This is a genomic window from Plantactinospora sp. DSM 117369 (assembly GCF_053764795.1).
Genome location: NZ_CM132446.1, coordinates 1,946,899 through 1,965,851, shown reverse-complemented (window position 1 = coordinate 1,965,851; position 18,953 = coordinate 1,946,899). Strand labels below are relative to the sequence as shown.

The window sequence follows — 18,953 nt, the reverse complement described above, 5'->3', positions numbered from 1 at the left end:
CGGTCAGCCCCGCGGTGGCAGATCGGCAGAGTCCGGCTCGGTCAACGGGCCGGTCTGCCGCAGATAGCGCTCGAGTTCGTCGGCGGCGCGCGAATAGCCGCCTGCCTGACGCTGGGCGACCTGCAGGGTGCTCGCGGCGGCCCGGAATCGGGGCTCGCCGAGCACACGTTGGGCGAGGGCGCGCACGACCTCCACGTTGACGTCCTCGGTGCGGATCGCGAGGCCGGCACCGAGTTCGACGATGCGGGAGGCCACCAACGACTGGTCAGCGCCCTGCGGGACCACCAGCATCGGGACGCCCGCGTACAGGGCCTCGTTGACGCTGTTCACCCCGCCGTGGGTGATGAACAGCGCTGCGCGGGACAGCACCTCCGGCTGCGGTACGGAGCGGTGGGCGATCACGTTGGCCGGCAGCGGGCCGAGCGCGGCGGGATCGGTGGGTCCGGTGGAGACGATCACGGTGCCACCCAGCGGGGCGAGCGCGTCGGCAAAGCTGCGCAGCAGCCGCCGGTCGGCACCGAACACCGTGCCGAGCGAGGCGTAGAGCACCGGGTCCGGCAGCCGCTCGACCGGAAACGACGAGTCAACTGGGCGGGCACCGATGCTCGGTCCGACGAACCGGTAGGAGTAGTCGAAACTGTCGACCTCGGGGTGGAACGCTCGCGAGGTGTAGACCAGGTTGAGCGGCTGACGGATGTTCGCCAGGTCGACCAGGGGCACCTCGCGCGTGTCGTACCGGCGGCGCAGCTCCCAGCGCGACTTCAGGTACCCCCCGGCGTGCCGGGGCAGGGCCGCCGCCGCGGCGAGCAGCTCCCAGGAGCCGTGGGTGGGGCTGGGCACGTGCCGATTGAACGCGAACGTGGTGAACGACGACGCTGCCGGCACGCCGAGTTCCCGGGCTGCCACCGGCCCCCACAGGCAGAGGGAGTCGTGCACGATCAGGTCGGGCCGGGCGCCGCGCAGATCGGTGAGTACGGCGGGTAGCACGCGTACGGCGGTGCGGGCAAGCTGCTCCATCACCGTGACCGGCGTCGGCGGGCCGGAGAGCGGCTGGTCATCCCCGGAGTAGAGGAGCACTCGGGCGCCGGTAGCCGCGATCTCCTCGGCGTAGGCAGGCGTCGTGTGGTAGGTGACGGAGTGGCCCCGACGAACAAGCTCGGCCACGACCGGCAGCGTCGGGTTGATGTGCCCATGCATGGCGATGTTGAGGAACGCGACTGTGCTCATCGGCCGACCCCGGACAGGAATGGGGTCAGCGCCCGGCAACATGTAACGATCACGATCCGCCTTTCTCGATCACAGCGTAGACGCTGCCGGATGGCATAGTGCCGTGGACAAGGTACTCGCCACGTTCCGCATGCAGGTTCGAGCGGGTCGAGCCGCACCGCACCGCGACCGGGTTCGTGTCCGGCCTGCTCGCCGATCGCGAGGTCAAGACGTTGTGCCAGCTCGCTGAACAGGCCGGACATGCCCATCCGACACGACGCCGGTAGCCGCGCACCGGCAACGGCCAAGCTCGCACCGGGGCGGCCCAACCGAACTAGGCTTCCCGAGCATGACCGCCGAGCTACCCTCCCGCGCCGACGTCGTGATCGTCGGCGCCGGCCACAACGGCCTGGTTTCCGCGATCCTGCTGGCCCGGGCCGGCCTCGACGTGGTGGTGCTGGAGGCCGCCGACACGCTCGGCGGGGCCGCCCGCACCGAGAACCCGTTCCCCAAGGTGCCGCAGCTACGGCACTCCACCGGCTCGTACCTGCTCGGCCTGATGCCGCCGGAGCTGATCCGGCTGCTCGACGTGAAGCTGCCGGTGCTGCGCCGGGACCCGCACTACTTCCTGCCCACCCCGGGCGGGCCCGGCTCGCCGTACCTGCTCTTCGGGGCCGACCGGGAGACGACCCGGCAGCAGATGGAACGGTTCTTCTCCCGGGCCGACGTGGCGGCCGACGACGCGATGCAGGCCGAACTCGCCGCGCTCCGCGACGACCTGGCGCCGGCCTGGCTGGCCGAGCCGCTGCCCGTGCCGGAGACCGCCGACCGCTACATCCGGCCCGCGCTGCGCCAGGTCTTCGTCGACCTGGTACGCGGCTCGGTTGCCGACTACCTCGCCCGGTTCGACTTCCGCTCCGAGCTGCTGGTCTCGATGTACGCGGTCACCGACGGCGTCTCCGGGCTGAACGCCGGGCCGGACGACCCGGGTACCGGCTACAACTTCCTGGCCCACAACATGTGCCGGCTGCCCGGGGCGGGCGGCACCTGGATGATCGTGGCCGGTGGGATGGGTACGGTCAGCCGCACCTTCGCCGACGCCGCCCGGGCCGCCGGGGCGAGGCTCTTCAGCGGTACCCCGGTCGCCGCGATCACCATGGACGGCGGCGCGGCCAGCGGAGTCGTACTCGACGACGGGCGGAGCGTCAGCGCCGGGGTGGTGCTCGGCGCCGGTGACCCGTACCGGCTGATGGAGCTGGTGCCCGACGGCGCGCTGCCGGCCGCGCTCACCGAACGGATGGCGGCGGTCCGGCGCACCGGCACCACCCTCAAGGTCAACCTGGCGCTCGCCGGGCTGCCGGACTTCTCCTGCCTGCCCGAGGGGGCGCCGAGCCCGTTCGGCGCCACCATCCACCTGCTGCCCGGCTCCGCGGCGCTACTGCCCGGCTCGGCCGGCGACTCGCCGATGGCGGCGCTGCGCGGCATGTGGGCGGACGTGCGGGCCGGGCGGCTGCCGGACGAGCCGACCATCGAGTGGTACCTGCACACCACCGTCGACCCGTCGCTGAAAGACCCGGCCGGGCACCACTCGTCGGCGCTCTTCGTGCAGTCCGTCCCGTACGCCCCGACCGGCGGCTCCTGGGACGAGCTGCTGCCCGGATACGTGGCCCGGCTGCTGGAGATCTGCGACCGGTACGCCCCCGGCACCACCGGGCTGGTCGCCGACGCCGTGCCGCTGACCCCACCCGGCATCGAGGCGCACTTCGGCATCACCGGCGGGCACATCCACCACGTCGACAACACCGTCTCGTTCACCGACCGGATGCCGTACGCCACCGGGATCGACGGACTCTACGCCGGCGGTGCCGGGTGCCACCCCGCCGGCAGTGTGATCGGCGCGGCCGGGCACAACGCGGCTCGCCGCATCCTCACCGACCTCGGTCGGTTCGGCCCGGCCGCCTGAGTTCCGGCTCGGCCGCCTGAGTTCCGGCTCGGCCACCGTCCCGGCTCCACCTCGGGCCGGCAGCTCCGCCGGCTCCGGTCCCGCCTCGGGCCGGCGGGCTCCGCCGTCCCAGGGTGGCGGTGGGGCTCAGCCCGCGCTCTCGGACTCGGCGGCGGTCGCGGTCGCCGGGGTCTCGTCGACCCGGTGCGCCCGGATCGAGTGCCCGACGCTGGTCAGGCAGCGCCCGCTGGCCAGGTCGAACCGCCAGCCGTGCAACTGGCAGGTGAGCTGGTTGTCCTCGACGATGCCGAACCGGGTCAGGTCCGCCTTCAGGTGCGGGCAGCGCCGCTGCACCACCCAGTCGCCGAGGGTGATGTCCTCGGCGTCGGTGGCCCGCTCGTGCTCGTCGTACCAGCCCTCGGCGTACTGGAGGCGCTCCTCGGAGAGGCACTTGAAGAAGGCGTAGACGAACTCGTTGTACTGGCCGATCCGCGCCGCCGAGAACCGGCAGGAGAGGAAGAGCGAGTTGACCCAGTCCACCTCTTCGATGTGCAGCAGGTGCTCGACCAGCGCCCGCTCGGTACGGAACCGGTAGCGGACCTTCTCGTCCGCGTACGGCCGGACCTCCTTGCCCGGGAAGTCCACCAGGATGGATTCGACCGACTCGCCGTCGTAGCCGACCAGGTCGAACCGGACCGGCCCGCCGACCCCCTTGGCGAGATAGATCGACTCGTCCAGCAGCGGCTCGATCCGGCGCTTCATCTCGGCCAGTACGTCGATCTCCGGGTGCCGCCAGGACGCCTTCGCCGCCTCGATCACCGGCCGGGAGCGCTCCTGGTACTCCCGCAGGTGCTCCTCCTTGCGCGCGAAGAACTCCCGCACGTCCGGCACCGGGTGGGTGGTGTGCACGGTGTCCGTGCCGATCTCGGAGACGCTGCCGGGGAGCAGGATCACCCCGTTGTCGTAGCCGAGCCCGGTGTAGTGGTCGAGGAAGACCTGCTGGTCGGGGAAGATGTTTCCCTCGTCGCCGTGGATGTCGTTGAACTGCCACAGCTCGTCGTCGAGGAAGCACGGCGGGCCGGCGATCGGGAACACCCAGGACGCCTTGAGGTCGTCGATGTAGCGGATGGTCCGGTCCATCTGCCGGTCCCGCTTCTGCTTGCCGAACGCGGTCTTCGCCGCGCTGGGCAGCTCGTAGACCATCGGATACCAGATCGCGCCGGAGAACTGGAGCAGGTGCGCGTGCACGTGCCCCAACTCGGCGAAGACGCCGAGGTCGGTCGGGCGGGCGTCGTTCTGGTTCAGCAGCCGCACCCCGTCGTACTCCACCCAGAGCGAGGAGTCGCCGATCGGGCCGTCGGTGGGGCTGGTCAGCGCCTGGATCATCACCTTGAGGCCGCCGTCCAGCTCGACGACCTCCTCGCTCTTCGTCTTCAGGAAGCTGGTGAAGCCGAGTTCCCGCAGCTCGTCCTCCAGCTCAGAGGTGGGGTACTCGGGCAGCAGGACGGTCGCCTTCTTGGAGACGAAGCGCGTGAGGTGCGCCGCGTCGAAGTGGTCCCGGTGCAGGTGCGAGACGTAGAGGTAGTCGACGTCGCCGAGGCTCTCCCAGTCGAGCTGTGAATTGTCCGGGAAAGGGAACCATGAGGCGAAGTAGGCCGGGTTGACCCACGGGTCGCACAGAATGCTGCCCGCACCGGTGTCGATCCGCATGCTCGCGTGTCCCGTACCGGTCAACCGCACCGCACGGTCCCCCTATCTCGTCCCTCGCCACAGGCGATCACAGGTGTACGCCCAAACGCTACCGGAGGCCCCGTACCGGCCGACCCGGGACGGCCGGTTGCGCCACCCGATCGCGCCGGAGCCCTGCCGAGGACGGAGCGTTGAGCGCGGCGCCGGGCCGTGCCGAGGCGCTGTACCGGGCAGAGCCGGCTGCGGCGGAAGGTCCGGCCCGTGCGCCGTACGCCGGGCGGCACATGCCAGACTTACCAGCATCCGATCGTGAGGAAAGGACCGGAAAGTGGCTGGAAGCGAGCCGGTGACGTCACCCGACCAACGCAAGCCGGGGCACCGCAAGGCGGGCCAGATCGGCGCGATCCTCTCTGCGGCGGCGCTGGTGTTGATGATGTTCAACAACAACGAGGTCAGCGGCATCGCGAAGATCTGGCTCGGTTCGATCGCCGCCGCCCTGGTCCTCGCCGTCGTCGGCGACGCGATCCTGCGCCGCAACGGCCTGCGTTCCTGACCCTCGACCCTCGGCGTTCCCGACCCTCGACCGTCGGCGGTCCTCAGCACCGCCGGCGTTCCTGTCCCTCGACGGCGACGCCGGGGAGACCTGCCCAGCAGGCTCGACAGACCCGTCCTCGACCTGGGCGGGGTGGCGGCCGGCGCTGATCGGCGCCGGCTGCGGTTCATCCGGCCCCGGGGCGGGGCCGGATGCGCGACCGGGCCGGGTGTGTGACAGCGGCCGGATTCGTGTCACTGGCCGAGCAGCAGGTCCTTGACCTCCTTGAGCGCGGCGTCGACCTCGGCCTCGAAGTAGCCGCCAGGGACCAGTCCGAACCGGGTGGTGTCGAGGTCGGCAGGGTTGACCGGCATCGGACCCCGCCCCGCCATGCTGCCGAGGATCCCCTCGAACAACCGGTCGACCTGGTCCGGGTCGTAGCCGCTGCCGAACCGGCGTACCTGGAAGGAGCGCCGGATGTGGTCGATCCGGGCCATCTCGCTACCGGGTGGGCCCATCAGCGGCGGACCGCCCGCCGGCGGGCCCCCCATCGGCGGCCCGGCCGGCCCGGGCATCGGCGGCAGGGCGTCGCCCATGCCACGCCCCGAGCCACGAAGGTCCCGCTCCGGCATCCGTATCTCGGCCGTCATGTCCGCCCGGCTCGGCCGCCCCGCGTCGAAACCGTCGAAGCGCTCGTTCGCCCCGAACCCGCCGGGCGGCGCCCCCGGAGCGCCCGGGCCGCCCGGCGTACGCGGCGGAAGTGGTGCCCCCGGGCCGCGCTGCGGATCGAACCCGCCCCGCTGCGGATCGAAGCCACCCCGCTGCGGCTCGGGCGGACCACCCCGCTGCGGCTCGAACCCGCCGCGTTGCGGTGGCTCCATCCCGCGTTGCGGTGGCTCCATCCCGCCCCGCTGCGGATCGAAACCACCGCGCTGGGGCTCGAAACCGCCACGCTGGGGCTCGAAACCGCCGCGCTGCTGCGGATCGAAACCACTTCGCTGCGGCTCCCGCCCTTCGCGCTGCGGCTCGAAGCCGCCCCGCTGGCCGCCGAAGCCGCCGAAGGTGCCGGTCGGCTCGTCGTACTGGCCGTAGGGGTCGTTGGGCGGACCGGCCTGGGCCGGCATCGGCCGAGGCGGAAGCTGGCCGGGCGGAAGACCCCGGTCGTCGCGCATCGGTGGCCCCATCCGGTCCGGCGGCCCCATCCGGTCGGGAGGACCCATGCGGTCCGGCGGACCCATGCGGTCGGGGGGGCCCATCCGGTCCGGCGGACCCATCCGGTCGGGGGGACCCATCCGGTCCGGCGGACCCATCCGCTCCGGTATCCCCCGGTCGGCGAGCCGCGGGTCCCCGCCCCGACCGCCGCCGCGCTCCTCCAGCTCGGCGATCTGCCGCTCCACCCGGTCGAGGTGCAGGTCCACCTGCCACTCGTCGTACCCGCCGAAGCGCACCCGGAAGACGACGTCGTGCACCTCCTGGGAGGCGACGGGCGCGCCCAGCGGCTCACCGGCGAGCGTGGCCTCGACACGATCCAGGAACGTGTCGACCTCATCGACCTTGTAGCCCCGCCGGAGCGCCTTGCGCCGGAAACGCTGACCCTGACTCGCCACTATGTCTCCTGGTTCGCTCGCTCGCTTCGCTCGCTCACGCCGCCGCCCCGCCACGCGCGTCGGCGCCGCAAGCGGCACTACTAAGCCTGTTGACCCGGTCGCTCACTGCGTCACCGCCGCGGCGGCCAGCTGGCCGCACGCCCCGTCGATCTCGCGCCCCCGGGTGTCCCGAACGGTCGTCGAGACACCGGCCGCGCGGAGCCGCCGGACGAACTCCCGCTCTACCGGCTTCGGGCTCGCGTCCCAGCGGCTCCCCGGAGTCGGGTTGAGCGGGATCAGGTTCACGTGGGTCAGTCGACCGGCCAGCAGCCGACCGAGGAGGTCGGCACGCCACGGCTGGTCGTTCACATCCCTGATCATCGCGTATTCAATGGACACGCGACGCCCCGTACGCTCCGCGTAGTGCCATGCGGCGTCCAGCACCTCGGCAACCTTCCACCGCTGGTTGACCGGAACCAGTTCGTCGCGCAGCTCATCATCGGGCGCATGCAGCGACAACGCAAGAGTCACCGACAGTCCCTCGTCGGCCAGCCGGCGCATCGCGGGGACCAGACCGACGGTGGAGACGGTGATGTGCCGCTGCGAGAGACCGAGCCCCTCCGGGGCGGGCGCGGTCAACCGCCGGACGGCGGCCACCACCCGGGCGTAGTTGGCCAGCGGCTCGCCCATGCCCATGAAGACCACGTGGGACAGCCGGGACGGGGAACCGGCGATCGCGCCGGACGCGGCCACCCCGGCGAGGTACACGGCCTGGTCCACGATCTCGGCGGTGGAGAGGTTCCGGGTCAGCCCGGCCTGACCGGTGGCGCAGAACGGGCAGGCCATGCCGCAGCCGGCCTGGCTGGAGATGCAGACGGTGACCCGGTCCGGGTAACCCATCAGCACGCTCTCCACCAGAGATCCGTCGTGTAGTCGCCACAACGCCTTGCGGGTCGCGCCGTCGTCGGTGGCGACCTCGCGTACCGGGGTGAGCAGGTTCGGCAGCAACTCGGCCGCGATCCGGTCCCGGGCGCCGGCGGGCAGGTCGGTCATCCGCGCCGGGTCACGGACCAGCCGGCCGAAGTAGTGGGTGGAGATCTGCCGGGCCCGGAACGCGGGCTCCCCCAGCTCGGTGACGGCCGCCTTCCGTCCGGGAAGGTCGAGGTCGGCGAGGTGTCGGGGCGGCATCGCCGCGCGACGCGACGTAGACCCGGTCGGGTCGTCCGGCGCGATCTGGATCAAGGGCAGGCTCGTCATGGCCCGTCCAGTCTCCCACGTCGGCGCGACAACGCACCTGGCCGGCGGTGCCGAACCCGTGACCAGGCCCGCAGCTCGCGGATGTGCAGGCTCATCTCACCTCTCAGCCGGCCGGGACGAAGATCGCCAGCAGCAGGTAGGCGGTGGGCACCGCGAAGAGGATCGAGTCCAGCCGGTCCATCAGCCCACCGTGCCCCGGCAACAGGTTGCTCATGTCCTTGACCTTGAGGTCCCTCTTGATCATGGATTCGGCGAGGTCGCCGAGGACGGCCGCGACCGAGACCGCGACCCCGAAGAGGGCACCCCACCAGAACTCCACGTCGAGCAGGTACGCCAGCAGCAGGGAGCTGCCCACGGCAGCCGCCAGCACCGACCCGGCAAAGCCCTCCCAGGACTTCTTCGGGCTCACCGAGGGGGCCATCGGGTGCTTGCCGAAGGCCACTCCGGCCGCGTACCCGCCGGTGTCGGAGAGGACCACCGCGACCAGGGTGACCAGTACCCGCAGGTCGCCGTCGGCCGGCTCGGCGGCGAGCAGCGCCGCGAACCCGCCGAGGAACGGCACGTAGACCGCGATCAGGGTGGCCGCGGTCATGTCCCGTTGGTAGCCCGCCGGCCCGTCCCCGAGCCGCCAGACCATGGTGGCCAGCACGGTCACCAGCAGCCCCAGGCTGAGCGCGTCCGGACCGGCCCACCAGGCCAGCCCGACCATCAGCAGCCCGCCGGCGACCAGCGGCACGAGCGGCGGTCGCATCCCGGCGGGGCGTACCGCCCGGGTCATCTCCCAGATGCCGACGCTGACCGCGAGCGCCACCACGACCAGGAACGCCGGGCGGAACAGAAAGAGCGGCACGACGATCGCCGCGCCGAGCACGAGTCCGACGCCGATCGCGGCCGGCAGGTTCCGGCCGGCCCGGGACTGTCCGGCGGGCTTGCCCGACCGGGTCGCCCGACGCCGGCCGCGGCCGGGCCGGGTCGCCGGCGCCGGATCGGGGTCCGGTTGCGGGTCCGGGTCGACCAGTGGCCAGCCGACCGGGTTGGTCGGAGCGTCCACCGCCGGCTCGGCGCCGGCCAGGGCGCCACCGCCGAGGTGGTCGGTCCGATCGCGGTACCCCGCCACGCCGCCCTCGGGACGTGTCGGCCCACCGGCCGGCTCGGGAGAACGCCAATCCGCCGTCGGATCCGGTACGCCCTCGGCGAGCTGACCGTTGCGGTGCCCGGTCGCCCCACCCGGCCACCGGCCGGCGTCCGAGCCGCCGGCCGCACCCGGATAGCCCTGCGGTACGGCGGGATACCTCTCCGCCGCGCTCGGGTAGCCGTCCGGCGCGGCCGGGTAGCCGTCCGGCGGGCTCGGATACGCCTCCGGAGCCGCCGGACGGGACTCCGAGCTGACCGGATACGCGTCCGTCGGGGCCGAATAGGCGTCGGGCGCGGCGACGCCGTGCCGCGCCCGAGCCCACGCGTCGTCGTCGCCGGCCGGCCACTGTCGGCCCGCCGGCCCGTCCTGGTGCCCCGGGCCACGGGACCACTCCCGGCCGCGTGGTTGCTCCGGCCGCTGCCAGCCACGCGGCTCCGTGGTACCGCCGTAGGGGTCGACGTGGGACATCAGACCTCGAGCAACTCGGTTTCCTTGTGTTTCACCAACTCGTCGACGTGGGAGACGTACTTGTGGGTGAGGTCGTCCAGTTCCTTCTCGGCACGCCGGCCCTCGTCCTCGCCCGCCTCGCCGTCCTTGACGATGCGGTCGAGTTCCTCCTTGCCACGCCGGCGGATGTTCCGGATCGCCACCTTGGCTTCCTCGCCCTTGTGCCGGGCCACCTTGATCATGTCCCGGCGCCGCTCCTCGGTCATCTGTGGCAGCAGGATACGCAGCTGGTTGCCCTCGTTGTTGGGGTTGACGCCGAGATCGGAGTCGCGGATCGCCTTCTCCATGGCCTGCAACTGCGACGCGTCGTACGGCTTGATAATCGCCATCCGCGGCTCGGGCACCCCGACGGAGGCCATCTGGGTCAGCGGGGTGGGACTGCCGTAGTAGTCAATAATGATCTTGGAGAACATCGCCGGAGTGGCCCGCCCGGTGCGGATGGCGCCAAACTCCTCCTTGGCGTGCTCGACCGCGCGTTCCATCTTCTCCTCGGCCTCGAGGAGGGTGTCGTCGATCACCTGCTCCTTCGCCTCCCTCTGCTGGCTACTGCTCCCGAAAACTCCACCCGGACCCCCACCCGTCGGCCCGGGCTCCTGCCCGACTCACGTCGTGATCAACGTGCCGATCGGCTCGCCGGCGACCGCCCGGATGATGGTGTCGTCACCCTCGGCGCCGAACACCAGCATCGGCAGGCCATTCTCCTCGCAGAGGCTGAACGCGGCGGCGTCGGCGACCCGGAGACCCCGACGCAGCACCTCGGAGAAGGTGATCTTGTCGAGCTTGCTGGCGTCGGGGTCGGTACGCGGATCGGCGGTGTAGACGCCGTCCACCCCGTTCTTGCTCATCAGCACCACGTCGGCGCGGATCTCCAGGGCCCGCTGCGCGGCGACGGTGTCGGTGGAGAAGTACGGCATGCCGGCCCCCGCGCCGAAGATCACCACCCGGCCCTTCTCCAGGTGCCGGATGGCCCGCAGCGGGATGTACGGCTCGGCCACCTGGGCCATCGTGATCGCGCTCTGCACCCGGGTCTCGATCTCCTCCTTCTCCAGGAAGTCCTGGAGCGCGAGGCAGTTCATCACGGTGCCGAGCATGCCCATGTAGTCGGCCCGGGCCCGGTCCATGCCGCGCTTCTGCAGCTCCGCGCCACGGAAGAAGTTGCCGCCGCCGACCACCACCGAGACCTGCACGCCCCGGCGTACCACGGTTGCGATCTGCCGGGCGATGGCCTGGACGACGTCCGGGTCGACGCCGATCGCCCCACCGCCGAAGACCTCGCCGGAGAGCTTGAGTACCACCCGGCGGGCCCGCCCGGGCGGCGGTGCCGTCGGATCGTCCGCCGCCAGGGTCCGGTCACTCACAACCTGCGTCATCCGACCCGCCTTTCCCACGCCGGTACGCCGGCGCCCAGTTCAGCCAACCTGCCGCTGCTGACCCTACGTGACGAGGAGGCCGCGGTGTCCGTCACGTACACCTGCGGCCTCCCGTCCGTCCGACTCCGCCACAGGCCCGGTCACGGCGATCCGGGCCTGCGGTAACGACTCAGGCCTGGCCGACCTCGAACCGGACGAACCGGGTCACCTCGATACCGGCCTCGGCCAGCACCTGCTTGACCGACTTCTTGTTGTCGGCGACCGAGGCCTGCTCGATCAGGACGTAGTCCTTGAAGAACGCGTTGACCCGACCCTCGATGATCTTCGGCAGGGCGGCCTCGGGCTTGCCCTCCTCGCGGGCGGTCTGCTCGGCGATGCGCCGCTCGGAGGCGACGGTTTCGGCCGGCACCTCGTCCCGGGTCAGGTACTTCGGGCGCATCGCGGCGATCTGCATGGCGACACCGCGCGCGTCGGCGTCGCCCGCCTCGTCGGTCTTGCCGGCGTACTCCACCAGCACGCCGACCTGCGGGGGCAGGTCCTGCGCCTTGCGGTGCAGGTAGACCGCGACGGTCCCGTCCACCGCGGCGAAGCGGTTGAGCACCAGCTTCTCGCCGATCTTGGCGGACTGCTCCTGTACGGCGTCTGCGACGGTCCGGCCGTCCGGCAGCGTGCTGCCGAGCAGCGCCTCCGCGTCGGCGACACCGGCCTGCGCGCCGTGCTCCACCAGGAGCTGGGCGAAGGCGATGAAATCGGCGTTCTTGGCGACGAAGTCCGTTTCGCAGTTGAGCTCGAGCAGCGCCTTGCCGGAGTGCGCCACCAGGCCGTTGGCGGCCGTCCGGCCGGCCCGCTTGCCGACGTCCTTGACGCCCTTGACGCGCAGGACCTCGACAGCCTTGTCGAAGTCGCCCTCGGCCTCGGTGAGGGCCTTCTTGCAGTCCATCATGCCGGCGCCGGTGAGGTCCCGGAGCTTCTTGACGTCCGCGGCGGTGAAGTTGGACATGACTCTCTCTTCGGTGTGTAACGCGGCTGATTCGTGGTCTTCTGCGGATTACCCCGATCGGGATCCGCCGTGCCTCGTACCGGGTCGGGCCCGCCGGCTGCGACGATCAGCCGGCGGAACCCGACGGAGGGGTCACTCGGCGGCGACGCCCGCCGGCTCGCCGGCCTTCTGCTCCGCCTCGCCGGCCGCCTTCTTCTCGGTGTCCTCGATCAGCTCGCGCTCCCACTCGGCGAGCGGCTCGTCGGCGCCGACCACACCCGGCTCGGGCTTCTCGTCGGTGCCCCGGCGCTTGCCCGAGCGGGCGATCAGACCGTCACCGACGGCCGCCGCGATGACCTTGGTCAGCAGCTCGGCGGAGCGGATCGCGTCGTCGTTACCCGGGATCGGGAAGTCGACCTCGTCCGGGTCGCAGTTGGTGTCGAGCACGGCGATCACCGGGATGCCCAGCTTGCGGGCCTCATCGACGGCGATGTGCTCCTTCTTGGTGTCGACCACCCAGATCGCGGCCGGGACCTTCTGCATGTCCCGCAGGCCACCGAGGGTGCGGGTCAGCTTGTCCTTCTCGCGGGAGAGCTGCAGGGTCTCCTTCTTGGTGTAGCCCTGCGCGGTGCCCGACAGGTCGCCGAGCGCCTCCAGCTCCTTCATCCGCTGCAGCCGCTTGTAGACCGTCTGGAAGTTGGTCAGCATGCCACCCAGCCAGCGGTGGTTGACGAACGGCTGGCCGACCCGGGTCGCCTGCTCGGCAATCGCCTCCTGGGCCTGCTTCTTGGTACCCACGAAGAGGATGCTGCCACCCTCGGCGACGGTCCCGCGGACGAACTCGTACGCCTTCTCGATGTAGTCGAGGGTCTGCCGCAGGTCGATGATGTAGATGCCGTTACGCTCGGTGAAGATGAAGCGCTTCATCTTCGGGTTCCAGCGCCGGGTCTGGTGCCCGAAGTGGACACCGCTCTCCAACAGCTGGCGCATGGTCACTACGGCCATGGTGGGGTGCTCCTTAGTTGTCCCTGGTTGTCACGCCGGGCCGGCGGCCTGGCGTCCTGGCGCCTGATCGCCGGCCATGGCGGACCCGATCGAAATCGGGACCAGGGGGCCGTCGCTCCACGGACGGACCGTGGAGAGGGCACGCGAGGTCGACCGCACGGGGCGGTCGCCAATCGCCAAGTGTACGCCCCGCCGCACCCACCAAGCACACAAACCCCCACCCACCACCGCTCACCGGCAGATCCGGCCAACCCGACCCGCCGGTACCCCGGGCGGTTGCCCCGGTTTCGCGACGTTCGGGCTCCCGCCGGCCCGGACGTCACCTTCCGGACCGGTCGTCCCGCCGGCCCTGCCCGGTTCGGGGTGCTTCCTGGTCCACTCACCCGGGCCGCCGGTCAGCCGGCCGCCGGTCAGCCAGGCCGCCGAGCCGCCGGGCAGCCGCGGCCGGCGGGCAGCCACGGCCGTGGCCGGCGGGCAGCCGTGGCCGCGGCCCTGTCCGGCGGATGGGCCGGTCAGCCGGCGGCGAGTGCCGCCGCGACGAAGAGCACGAGGCCGATGCTGAGATAGCCGGTCGGTGGGCGAAGCCACGCCCGAGCCGGGTCGGCCAGCGCGGCGGCGCTGGTGACGAGGCCGTACAGCCCGGCGGCGAAGATCGGCAATCCCAGCACCAGGAAGGTCCCGGCGAGCACCGCCGACGGCAGGACCGGACCGCCGAACGCCCCGTCGAGGAGCAGGCGTACCGCCGGCACCTCGAAGATCACCGCAAGCAGTGCCAGGACCACGGCCAGAGCGGGTCGGCGGGTCCGGTACACGCCGTCGCCTGCCGGCTGGCCGAGTCCACCGGGCAGTCCCGGCGCCCCCGGGGCGGTCGGCCGGTATTGCGCGGGTCGGTCGGTCGCCTCGGTGTGCGGGCTCGACGGGCCGGCACCGACCGGTACGCCACCCGCACCGGCCCGCGAACCGACCTGCGGCACCAGGTTGGTCGGCTGGTCCAGCACGCCGCCCTGGTCTGGGCCGCGCGCCGGCTGCCCGGTCTCGCCGTCCCGGCCCGGAGAGGTTGCCTCACCACCACCGCCCGTCGAGACGGGATCGCCGCCACGGCCCGGCGGGACGGCCGCACCACCACCGCCCGCCGGGACGGGGTCGCCGCCACGGCCGGGCTGGACGATCGGGTACCCGGTCAGCGGCGACCGGCCCTGGTCGGTGGTGATGGGCGGGCGTCCCGGATCGGTCGCCGCAGCGGGCGGCTGCCCCGGATCGGCCGGCGAGGCGCCGTGCCGCCCTGCGTCCCAGCCCTGGTCCGGCGCGAGCGGGCCGACATCGTGCCGTCCGGCGACCCGGGCCTCGTCGTGGGGGCCGGCAACGGTTTCCTGCCCCGTCCCGACGGGGAGGCGGCTCGTGCTGTCCGGTGACTGAAGGCGACCAGTGAGGTCGACGGCGCCGGCCGGCCCGGTCGGGTCCGCCGCCCACGGGCTGGGCGGATACCCGGACCCGGTGCCGGTTGGGGCGGCGCCGAAGCTCGGCAACGGCACCTCCAGCGAGGGCCGGTCCGGATCGGGGGCGCCCGCCGGCCCGAAGCCGGGGAATCCGCCGCCGTCGAGCGGGTTCCCGCCGCGCGGATCCGGCGTGGCGTACTGGTCCGGTCCGGCGGAACGCTCCGGTGCGCCGTACCGGGTCGGATCGGCGTACCGCTCGGTGCCGGTGTCGAACGGCTGACCGTACCGGCCGTCCGGTGCCGGATCACCGCGCTGGGTCGGCGCTGCCGGCTGCTCCGTACCGGGGTAACGGTCCTCGCCGACACCGTGCCAGCGCTGGTCGGGGTAGCCACGGTCGTCGGCCCGCCAGCCGGACGCCTGCTCTTCCGGGAAGTCGCGTTGCTGCTCCACGGCCACGCACCGTATGTGACCTGCCCGGGTACCCGCCAGTCGGCCGTACCGCCGTCGCTCGTCGACGGGGTGCCCGCCACTGGCTCGCTGCTGACCTCGGCCGATGCGTCGGCGGGCCCACCGTCGCCGTCCCGGCCGGACGGCCGGCGGCACGCCGCAGGTGCGGGTGACCCGCCGAGGATCTCGCCCCGCTCCAGGAACCCGGCCTCGCGGCTGCCCTTGGCCGCAGTGGCGCGGATAGCAGCAGTGGCTCGCATAGCAGCCGAAGGGCTTGATCGTCCGACCGTCCACAGCACCTCCCGATATCCACAGCCGGACGCTTCGAGGGTTGTCCCGGTCGGCAGCCGGGGCCAGGGTCCAGCCATGACAGCGGCGAGACAGGCGATCGGCGCGTACGGGGAACGGTGTGCCGTACGGCACCTGGTCGAGGCGGGGCTGCGGGTGGTGGCCCGTAACTGGCGGTGTGCCCACGGCGAGATCGACATCATCGCCTGGGAAGGCGACGTCCTCGCGTTCTGCGAGGTCAAGACCCGTCGGGGTGACGCGTTCGGCACACCGGCCCAGGCGGTGGTGGGCAGCAAGTCGCGCCGGCTGCGCCAGTTGGCCGCCGAGTGGTTGCGGACCAGCGGGGCGCATCCGGAGGAGATCCGGTTCGACGTCGTCGAGGTGTACCCGGCGCGCCGCGGCCCCGCCCGTGTCGAGCATCTGCGTGCGGCGTTCTGAGTACGACCAACTCTTGTTGCAAGAGATTGGCAACAAGATCAGACTCGTTCCATGCCCTCGCCCGAGCCCCACCCGTCCGCCGGTCCCGCCCCGTCGATCCGTCGGTCCCTGTTCCTGCACTCACCGATCCACCGGATGCCCCGAACGGTGCTGCGGCAGCTGCTCGACCAGGTCGACGACGACACCCCGCCGGCCGGGCCCGATGCCCCGGTCGCTCGGCTGGAGCGGCGGATCGCCGACCTGTTCGGCACGGAGTCGGCGCTCTTCTTTCCGACCGGCACGATGGCGCAGCAGGTGGCACTGCGGATCCATGCCGAACGTCGCGGCCGGCGCGCGTTCGCCGCACATCCACAGAGCCACCTGGACGTCTGGGAGCAGCGGGGCTACCACGTGGTGCACGGACTGCGGTTCCACCCGGTCGGGGACCGTCACCGGCTGATGACCGGCGCCGCCCTGGCGGCGATCGGGGAGCCGCTGGCCGCGGTGGTCTGGGAACTGCCGCAACGGGACATCGGTGGGCAACTGCCCGAGTGGGACGAACTGCGCGAGCAGGTCGCGGCCGTCCGGGCCCGCGGCGCCGCGGCCCATCTGGACGGCGCCCGGATCTGGGAGGCGCAGACCTACTACCGCCGGCCGTTCGCGGAGATCGCCGGCCTGTTCGACACCGTCTACACCTCGCTCTACAAGGCCCTGCTCGGCATCCGGGGTGCCGTCCTCGCCGCCGACGCCACGACCATCGCCGAGGCGACGGTGTGGCGGAGCCGGCTGGGCGGAGCCATCCACGATGCCTGGCCGCTGGCGCTGACCGGGCTCGCCGGCCTGGACAACCTGCTGCCCCGGATGCCGGCGTTCCGGCAGCACGCGATCGCGATCGCCGCCGCGATCAACGCCGACGGTGTGGCGCTGGCCTGGCCCGATCCGCCCCAGACGCCGATCTTCCACGTCCACCTCCCCGCGTCGGTACAGGACGTCGATCGGGCCGGTGCGGAGATGATCGCCGAGCACGGCGTCCAACTCTTCCCGTGGCTGCTCTCCGCGCCGGACCCGAGGAGGTGCGGCTTCGAGGTCACGGTCGGCGAGCAGGCCATGGCGTTCTCCCCGGAAGAGGTGGTCGCGCTCTTACACGAACTCCTCGACCGGGCGGCCACGCCCGGACAAGACCGGAGCTGAGCCGGTCGACCGGTCGGTCGGGACGGCGGGCTCCGTTGAGGATGGCGCGGACGGCGGACGACGAAGTGCAACTCCAGCGCGTCCTCCGGCGGGTCTTCCGGATCGACCGGGTCCGCCGCACCCACATCCCCGCCGTACGGGAGACCGCCTTCGCGCGTCCGCTCGGCACAGGAGCCGGGCCGGCCGCGCCGGAGTGACCGTGCGCGCAGGTCGGTGGGGCACCGGCGGGGCACATAGCACAGTCACGGCTTGATCGTCCGGGCATCCACAGGGCCCTCGGTTGTCCACAGGCCACTGCGCCCGGCCCTCTCACCGACGCCGCTCCGGGCACGGTCGGGAGCATGCCGATGCCACGAGACAGCTTTCCCGGGCCCCACCGATGAGTTACGCCAAGGTGCTCTGCGTCGGACTGGTCGGGGTGACCGGGCACGTCGTCGAGGTCGAGGCCGACCTGGCCACCGGCCTGCCGACCGTCGTGCTGTCCGGACTGCCCGACACCGCGCTCAACGAGGCCCGAGATCGGGTACGCGCCGCGATCGTCAACTCCGGTCAGCGCTGGCCGAACCGCCGGATCACCGTCAACCTGCTGCCGGCGACGCTGCCGAAGCACGGCTCGGCGTTCGACCTCGCCATCGCGGCGGCGCTGCTCGGCGGTTCGGGCGAGATGCCACTCGCCCCGCTGGACCGGGTCGCCGTCCTCGGCGAGCTGGGGCTCGACGGGACGGTCCGACCGGTCCGGGGCGTACTGCCGATGGTCGCGGCGGCGGCCCGGGCCGGCATCACCCGGGTGGTCGTACCACTGGACAACGCCGCCGAGGCGTCGGTCGTACCAGGGGTACGGGTCCGGGCGGTCGACACCCTGCACCGGCTGGTGGCCTTCATCCGGGACGGTGCGCCGCTGCTCGATCCGCCGCCCCCGCCGGCGGTGCCACTCCGTCCCGGGCCGGATCTCGCCGACGTCGCCGGGCAGGGGCTCGGGCGACGTGCCCTGGAGGTTGCGGCGGCCGGCGGTCACCACCTGGCCCTGTTCGGCCCACCCGGGGCCGGCAAGACCATGCTGGCCGAGCGCCTGCCCTCGATCCTGCCCGAGCTGGACGACGAGGCCGCCCTGGAAGTGACCGCGTTGCACTCGATCGCCGGTCTGCTGCCGCCGGACGGGCGACTGCTGCGCCGACCCCCGTTCCAGGCCCCACACCACACGGCGACGATCGCCTCGCTGGTGGGCGGCGGATCCGGGCTGGCCCGGCCCGGCGCCGTGTCGTTGGCCCATCGCGGGGTGCTCTTTCTCGACGAGGCCCCCGAATATGCCCGGGGCGCGCTGGAGGCGCTGCGCCAACCCCTGGAGAGCGGCCGGATCGTGCTGACCCGAGCCCGGGGCGGCACGGAATATCCCGCCCGGGTGCAACTGGTGGTGGCGGCGAACCCGTGCCCGTGTGCGAAGCCATCCGGCGACATCTCGTGTGAATGCCCACCGCTGGCCCGCCGCCGCTACCTCGGCCGGCTCTCCGGTCCGCTGCTGGACCGGCTGGACGTACAGGTCACGGTGACTCCGCTGCGTGCGGCGGAACTGATGGCCGCCGAGCAGACCGTCGAGCCGTCCGCCGTGGTCGCCGAACGGGTCGGCAAGGCCCGCGCCGCCGCCGCTGCCCGATGGGCCGCCGGCGGTTGGCGGGTCAACGCCGAGGTGCCGGGGCCGCAACTGCGCCATCCCCGGTGGCGCTTGCCGGCTCGCGACACGTACGCGCTGCGCCGGCTGCTGGACAGCGGCGCGCTTTCCGCCCGTGGCTTCGACCGGGTGATCCGAGTGGCCTGGAGCATCGCCGACCTCGACGGTCGGCAGCGGCCCGACGCCGCTGACGTGGACGAAGCGACCCAACTTCGCACCGGGAGCATCGCATGACCAGACCAGCACGCCCCGATCCGGCCGCCCCGAGCCGCGATCCCGCACTACCGGTCGATCCGGGGC

The 18,953-nt window shown here is 72.4% G+C and carries 16 protein-coding genes; 6 read left to right on the top strand and 10 right to left on the bottom strand.

Annotation, left to right across the window (positions count from 1 at the left end):
• Window positions 1-3: 3 nt before the first annotated feature.
• Window positions 4-1,227 (bottom strand): macrolide family glycosyltransferase, encoded by a 1,224-nt coding sequence (locus ACSMXO_RS08795; RefSeq protein WP_455417329.1) that lies wholly within the window; start codon window positions 1,225-1,227, stop codon window positions 4-6.
• A gap of 328 nt (window positions 1,228-1,555) precedes the next feature.
• On the opposite strand from ACSMXO_RS08795, the gene ACSMXO_RS08790 reads away from it, so the two are divergent.
• On the top strand, window positions 1,556-3,169 hold the full coding sequence (locus ACSMXO_RS08790) for a phytoene desaturase family protein (protein WP_346255911.1): 1,614 nt from the start codon (window positions 1,556-1,558) through the stop codon (window positions 3,167-3,169).
• Window positions 3,170-3,295: 126 nt separating this feature from the next.
• On the opposite strand, the gene ACSMXO_RS08785 is transcribed toward ACSMXO_RS08790, so the two are convergent.
• The gene (locus ACSMXO_RS08785; RefSeq protein ID WP_455417328.1) at window positions 3,296-4,888 is read right to left on the bottom strand and encodes a Rieske 2Fe-2S domain-containing protein; all 1,593 of its coding nucleotides are present in this window, start codon (window positions 4,886-4,888) and stop codon (window positions 3,296-3,298) included.
• A gap of 277 nt (window positions 4,889-5,165) precedes the next feature.
• On the opposite strand from ACSMXO_RS08785, the gene ACSMXO_RS08780 reads away from it, so the two are divergent.
• Window positions 5,166-5,390, top strand: a complete 225-nt coding sequence (locus ACSMXO_RS08780) for a hypothetical protein (protein ID WP_346255909.1) — start codon at window positions 5,166-5,168, stop codon at window positions 5,388-5,390.
• 233 nt (window positions 5,391-5,623) lie between these two features.
• Here ACSMXO_RS08780 and ACSMXO_RS08775 read toward each other — a convergent pair whose 3' ends face one another.
• The 8 genes from ACSMXO_RS08775 to ACSMXO_RS08740 form a co-directional block, all read right to left on the bottom strand.
• Window positions 5,624-6,976: a DivIVA domain-containing protein gene (locus ACSMXO_RS08775; RefSeq protein ID WP_455417327.1), complete on the bottom strand. Its 1,353-nt coding sequence runs from the start codon at window positions 6,974-6,976 to the stop codon at window positions 5,624-5,626.
• 102 nt (window positions 6,977-7,078) lie between these two features.
• Window positions 7,079-8,212, bottom strand: coding sequence for a 23S rRNA (adenine(2503)-C(2))-methyltransferase RlmN (gene rlmN, locus ACSMXO_RS08770; protein ID WP_455417326.1), 1,134 nt, complete (start codon window positions 8,210-8,212; stop codon window positions 7,079-7,081).
• 103 nt (window positions 8,213-8,315) lie between these two features.
• Window positions 8,316-9,815 (bottom strand): phosphatidate cytidylyltransferase, encoded by a 1,500-nt coding sequence (locus tag ACSMXO_RS08765; RefSeq protein ID WP_455417325.1) that lies wholly within the window; start codon window positions 9,813-9,815, stop codon window positions 8,316-8,318.
• A complete protein-coding gene (frr, locus tag ACSMXO_RS08760) occupies window positions 9,815-10,372 on the bottom strand; it encodes a ribosome recycling factor (RefSeq protein ID WP_318395474.1) in 558 nt (185 codons plus the stop codon). The genes ACSMXO_RS08765 and frr overlap by 1 nt, the downstream gene beginning before the upstream one ends.
• Window positions 10,373-10,456: 84 nt before the next feature.
• On the bottom strand, window positions 10,457-11,224 hold the full coding sequence (gene pyrH / locus ACSMXO_RS08755; RefSeq protein WP_318395367.1) for a UMP kinase: 768 nt from the start codon (window positions 11,222-11,224) through the stop codon (window positions 10,457-10,459).
• Window positions 11,225-11,393: 169 nt separating this feature from the next.
• Entirely contained in the window at window positions 11,394-12,224 is an 831-nt protein-coding gene (gene tsf / locus ACSMXO_RS08750; RefSeq protein ID WP_346255905.1) for a translation elongation factor Ts, read from the bottom strand.
• Window positions 12,225-12,356: 132 nt separating this feature from the next.
• Window positions 12,357-13,208, bottom strand: a complete 852-nt coding sequence (gene rpsB, locus ACSMXO_RS08745) for a 30S ribosomal protein S2 (RefSeq protein WP_107258473.1) — start codon at window positions 13,206-13,208, stop codon at window positions 12,357-12,359.
• Between the two features lie 512 nt (window positions 13,209-13,720).
• A complete protein-coding gene (locus ACSMXO_RS08740) occupies window positions 13,721-15,094 on the bottom strand; it encodes a hypothetical protein (RefSeq protein WP_455417324.1) in 1,374 nt (457 codons plus the stop codon).
• A gap of 363 nt (window positions 15,095-15,457) precedes the next feature.
• Between ACSMXO_RS08740 and ACSMXO_RS08735 the strand changes: the two genes are divergently transcribed.
• From ACSMXO_RS08735 to ACSMXO_RS08720, 4 genes are all read left to right on the top strand, one after another.
• On the top strand, window positions 15,458-15,817 hold the full coding sequence (locus ACSMXO_RS08735; RefSeq protein ID WP_346255903.1) for a YraN family protein: 360 nt from the start codon (window positions 15,458-15,460) through the stop codon (window positions 15,815-15,817).
• Window positions 15,818-15,868: 51 nt separating this feature from the next.
• A complete protein-coding gene (locus ACSMXO_RS08730) occupies window positions 15,869-16,987 on the top strand; it encodes a threonine aldolase family protein (protein ID WP_455417323.1) in 1,119 nt (372 codons plus the stop codon).
• Window positions 16,988-17,052: 65 nt separating this feature from the next.
• On the top strand, window positions 17,053-17,184 hold the full coding sequence (locus tag ACSMXO_RS08725; RefSeq protein WP_455417322.1) for a hypothetical protein: 132 nt from the start codon (window positions 17,053-17,055) through the stop codon (window positions 17,182-17,184).
• A gap of 182 nt (window positions 17,185-17,366) precedes the next feature.
• Window positions 17,367-18,887 carry a YifB family Mg chelatase-like AAA ATPase gene (locus ACSMXO_RS08720; RefSeq protein WP_346255900.1) on the top strand — a complete coding sequence of 507 codons (1,521 nt, stop codon included), beginning with the start codon at window positions 17,367-17,369 and terminating at the stop codon, window positions 18,885-18,887.
• The last annotated feature ends 66 nt before the right edge of the window (window positions 18,888-18,953 follow it).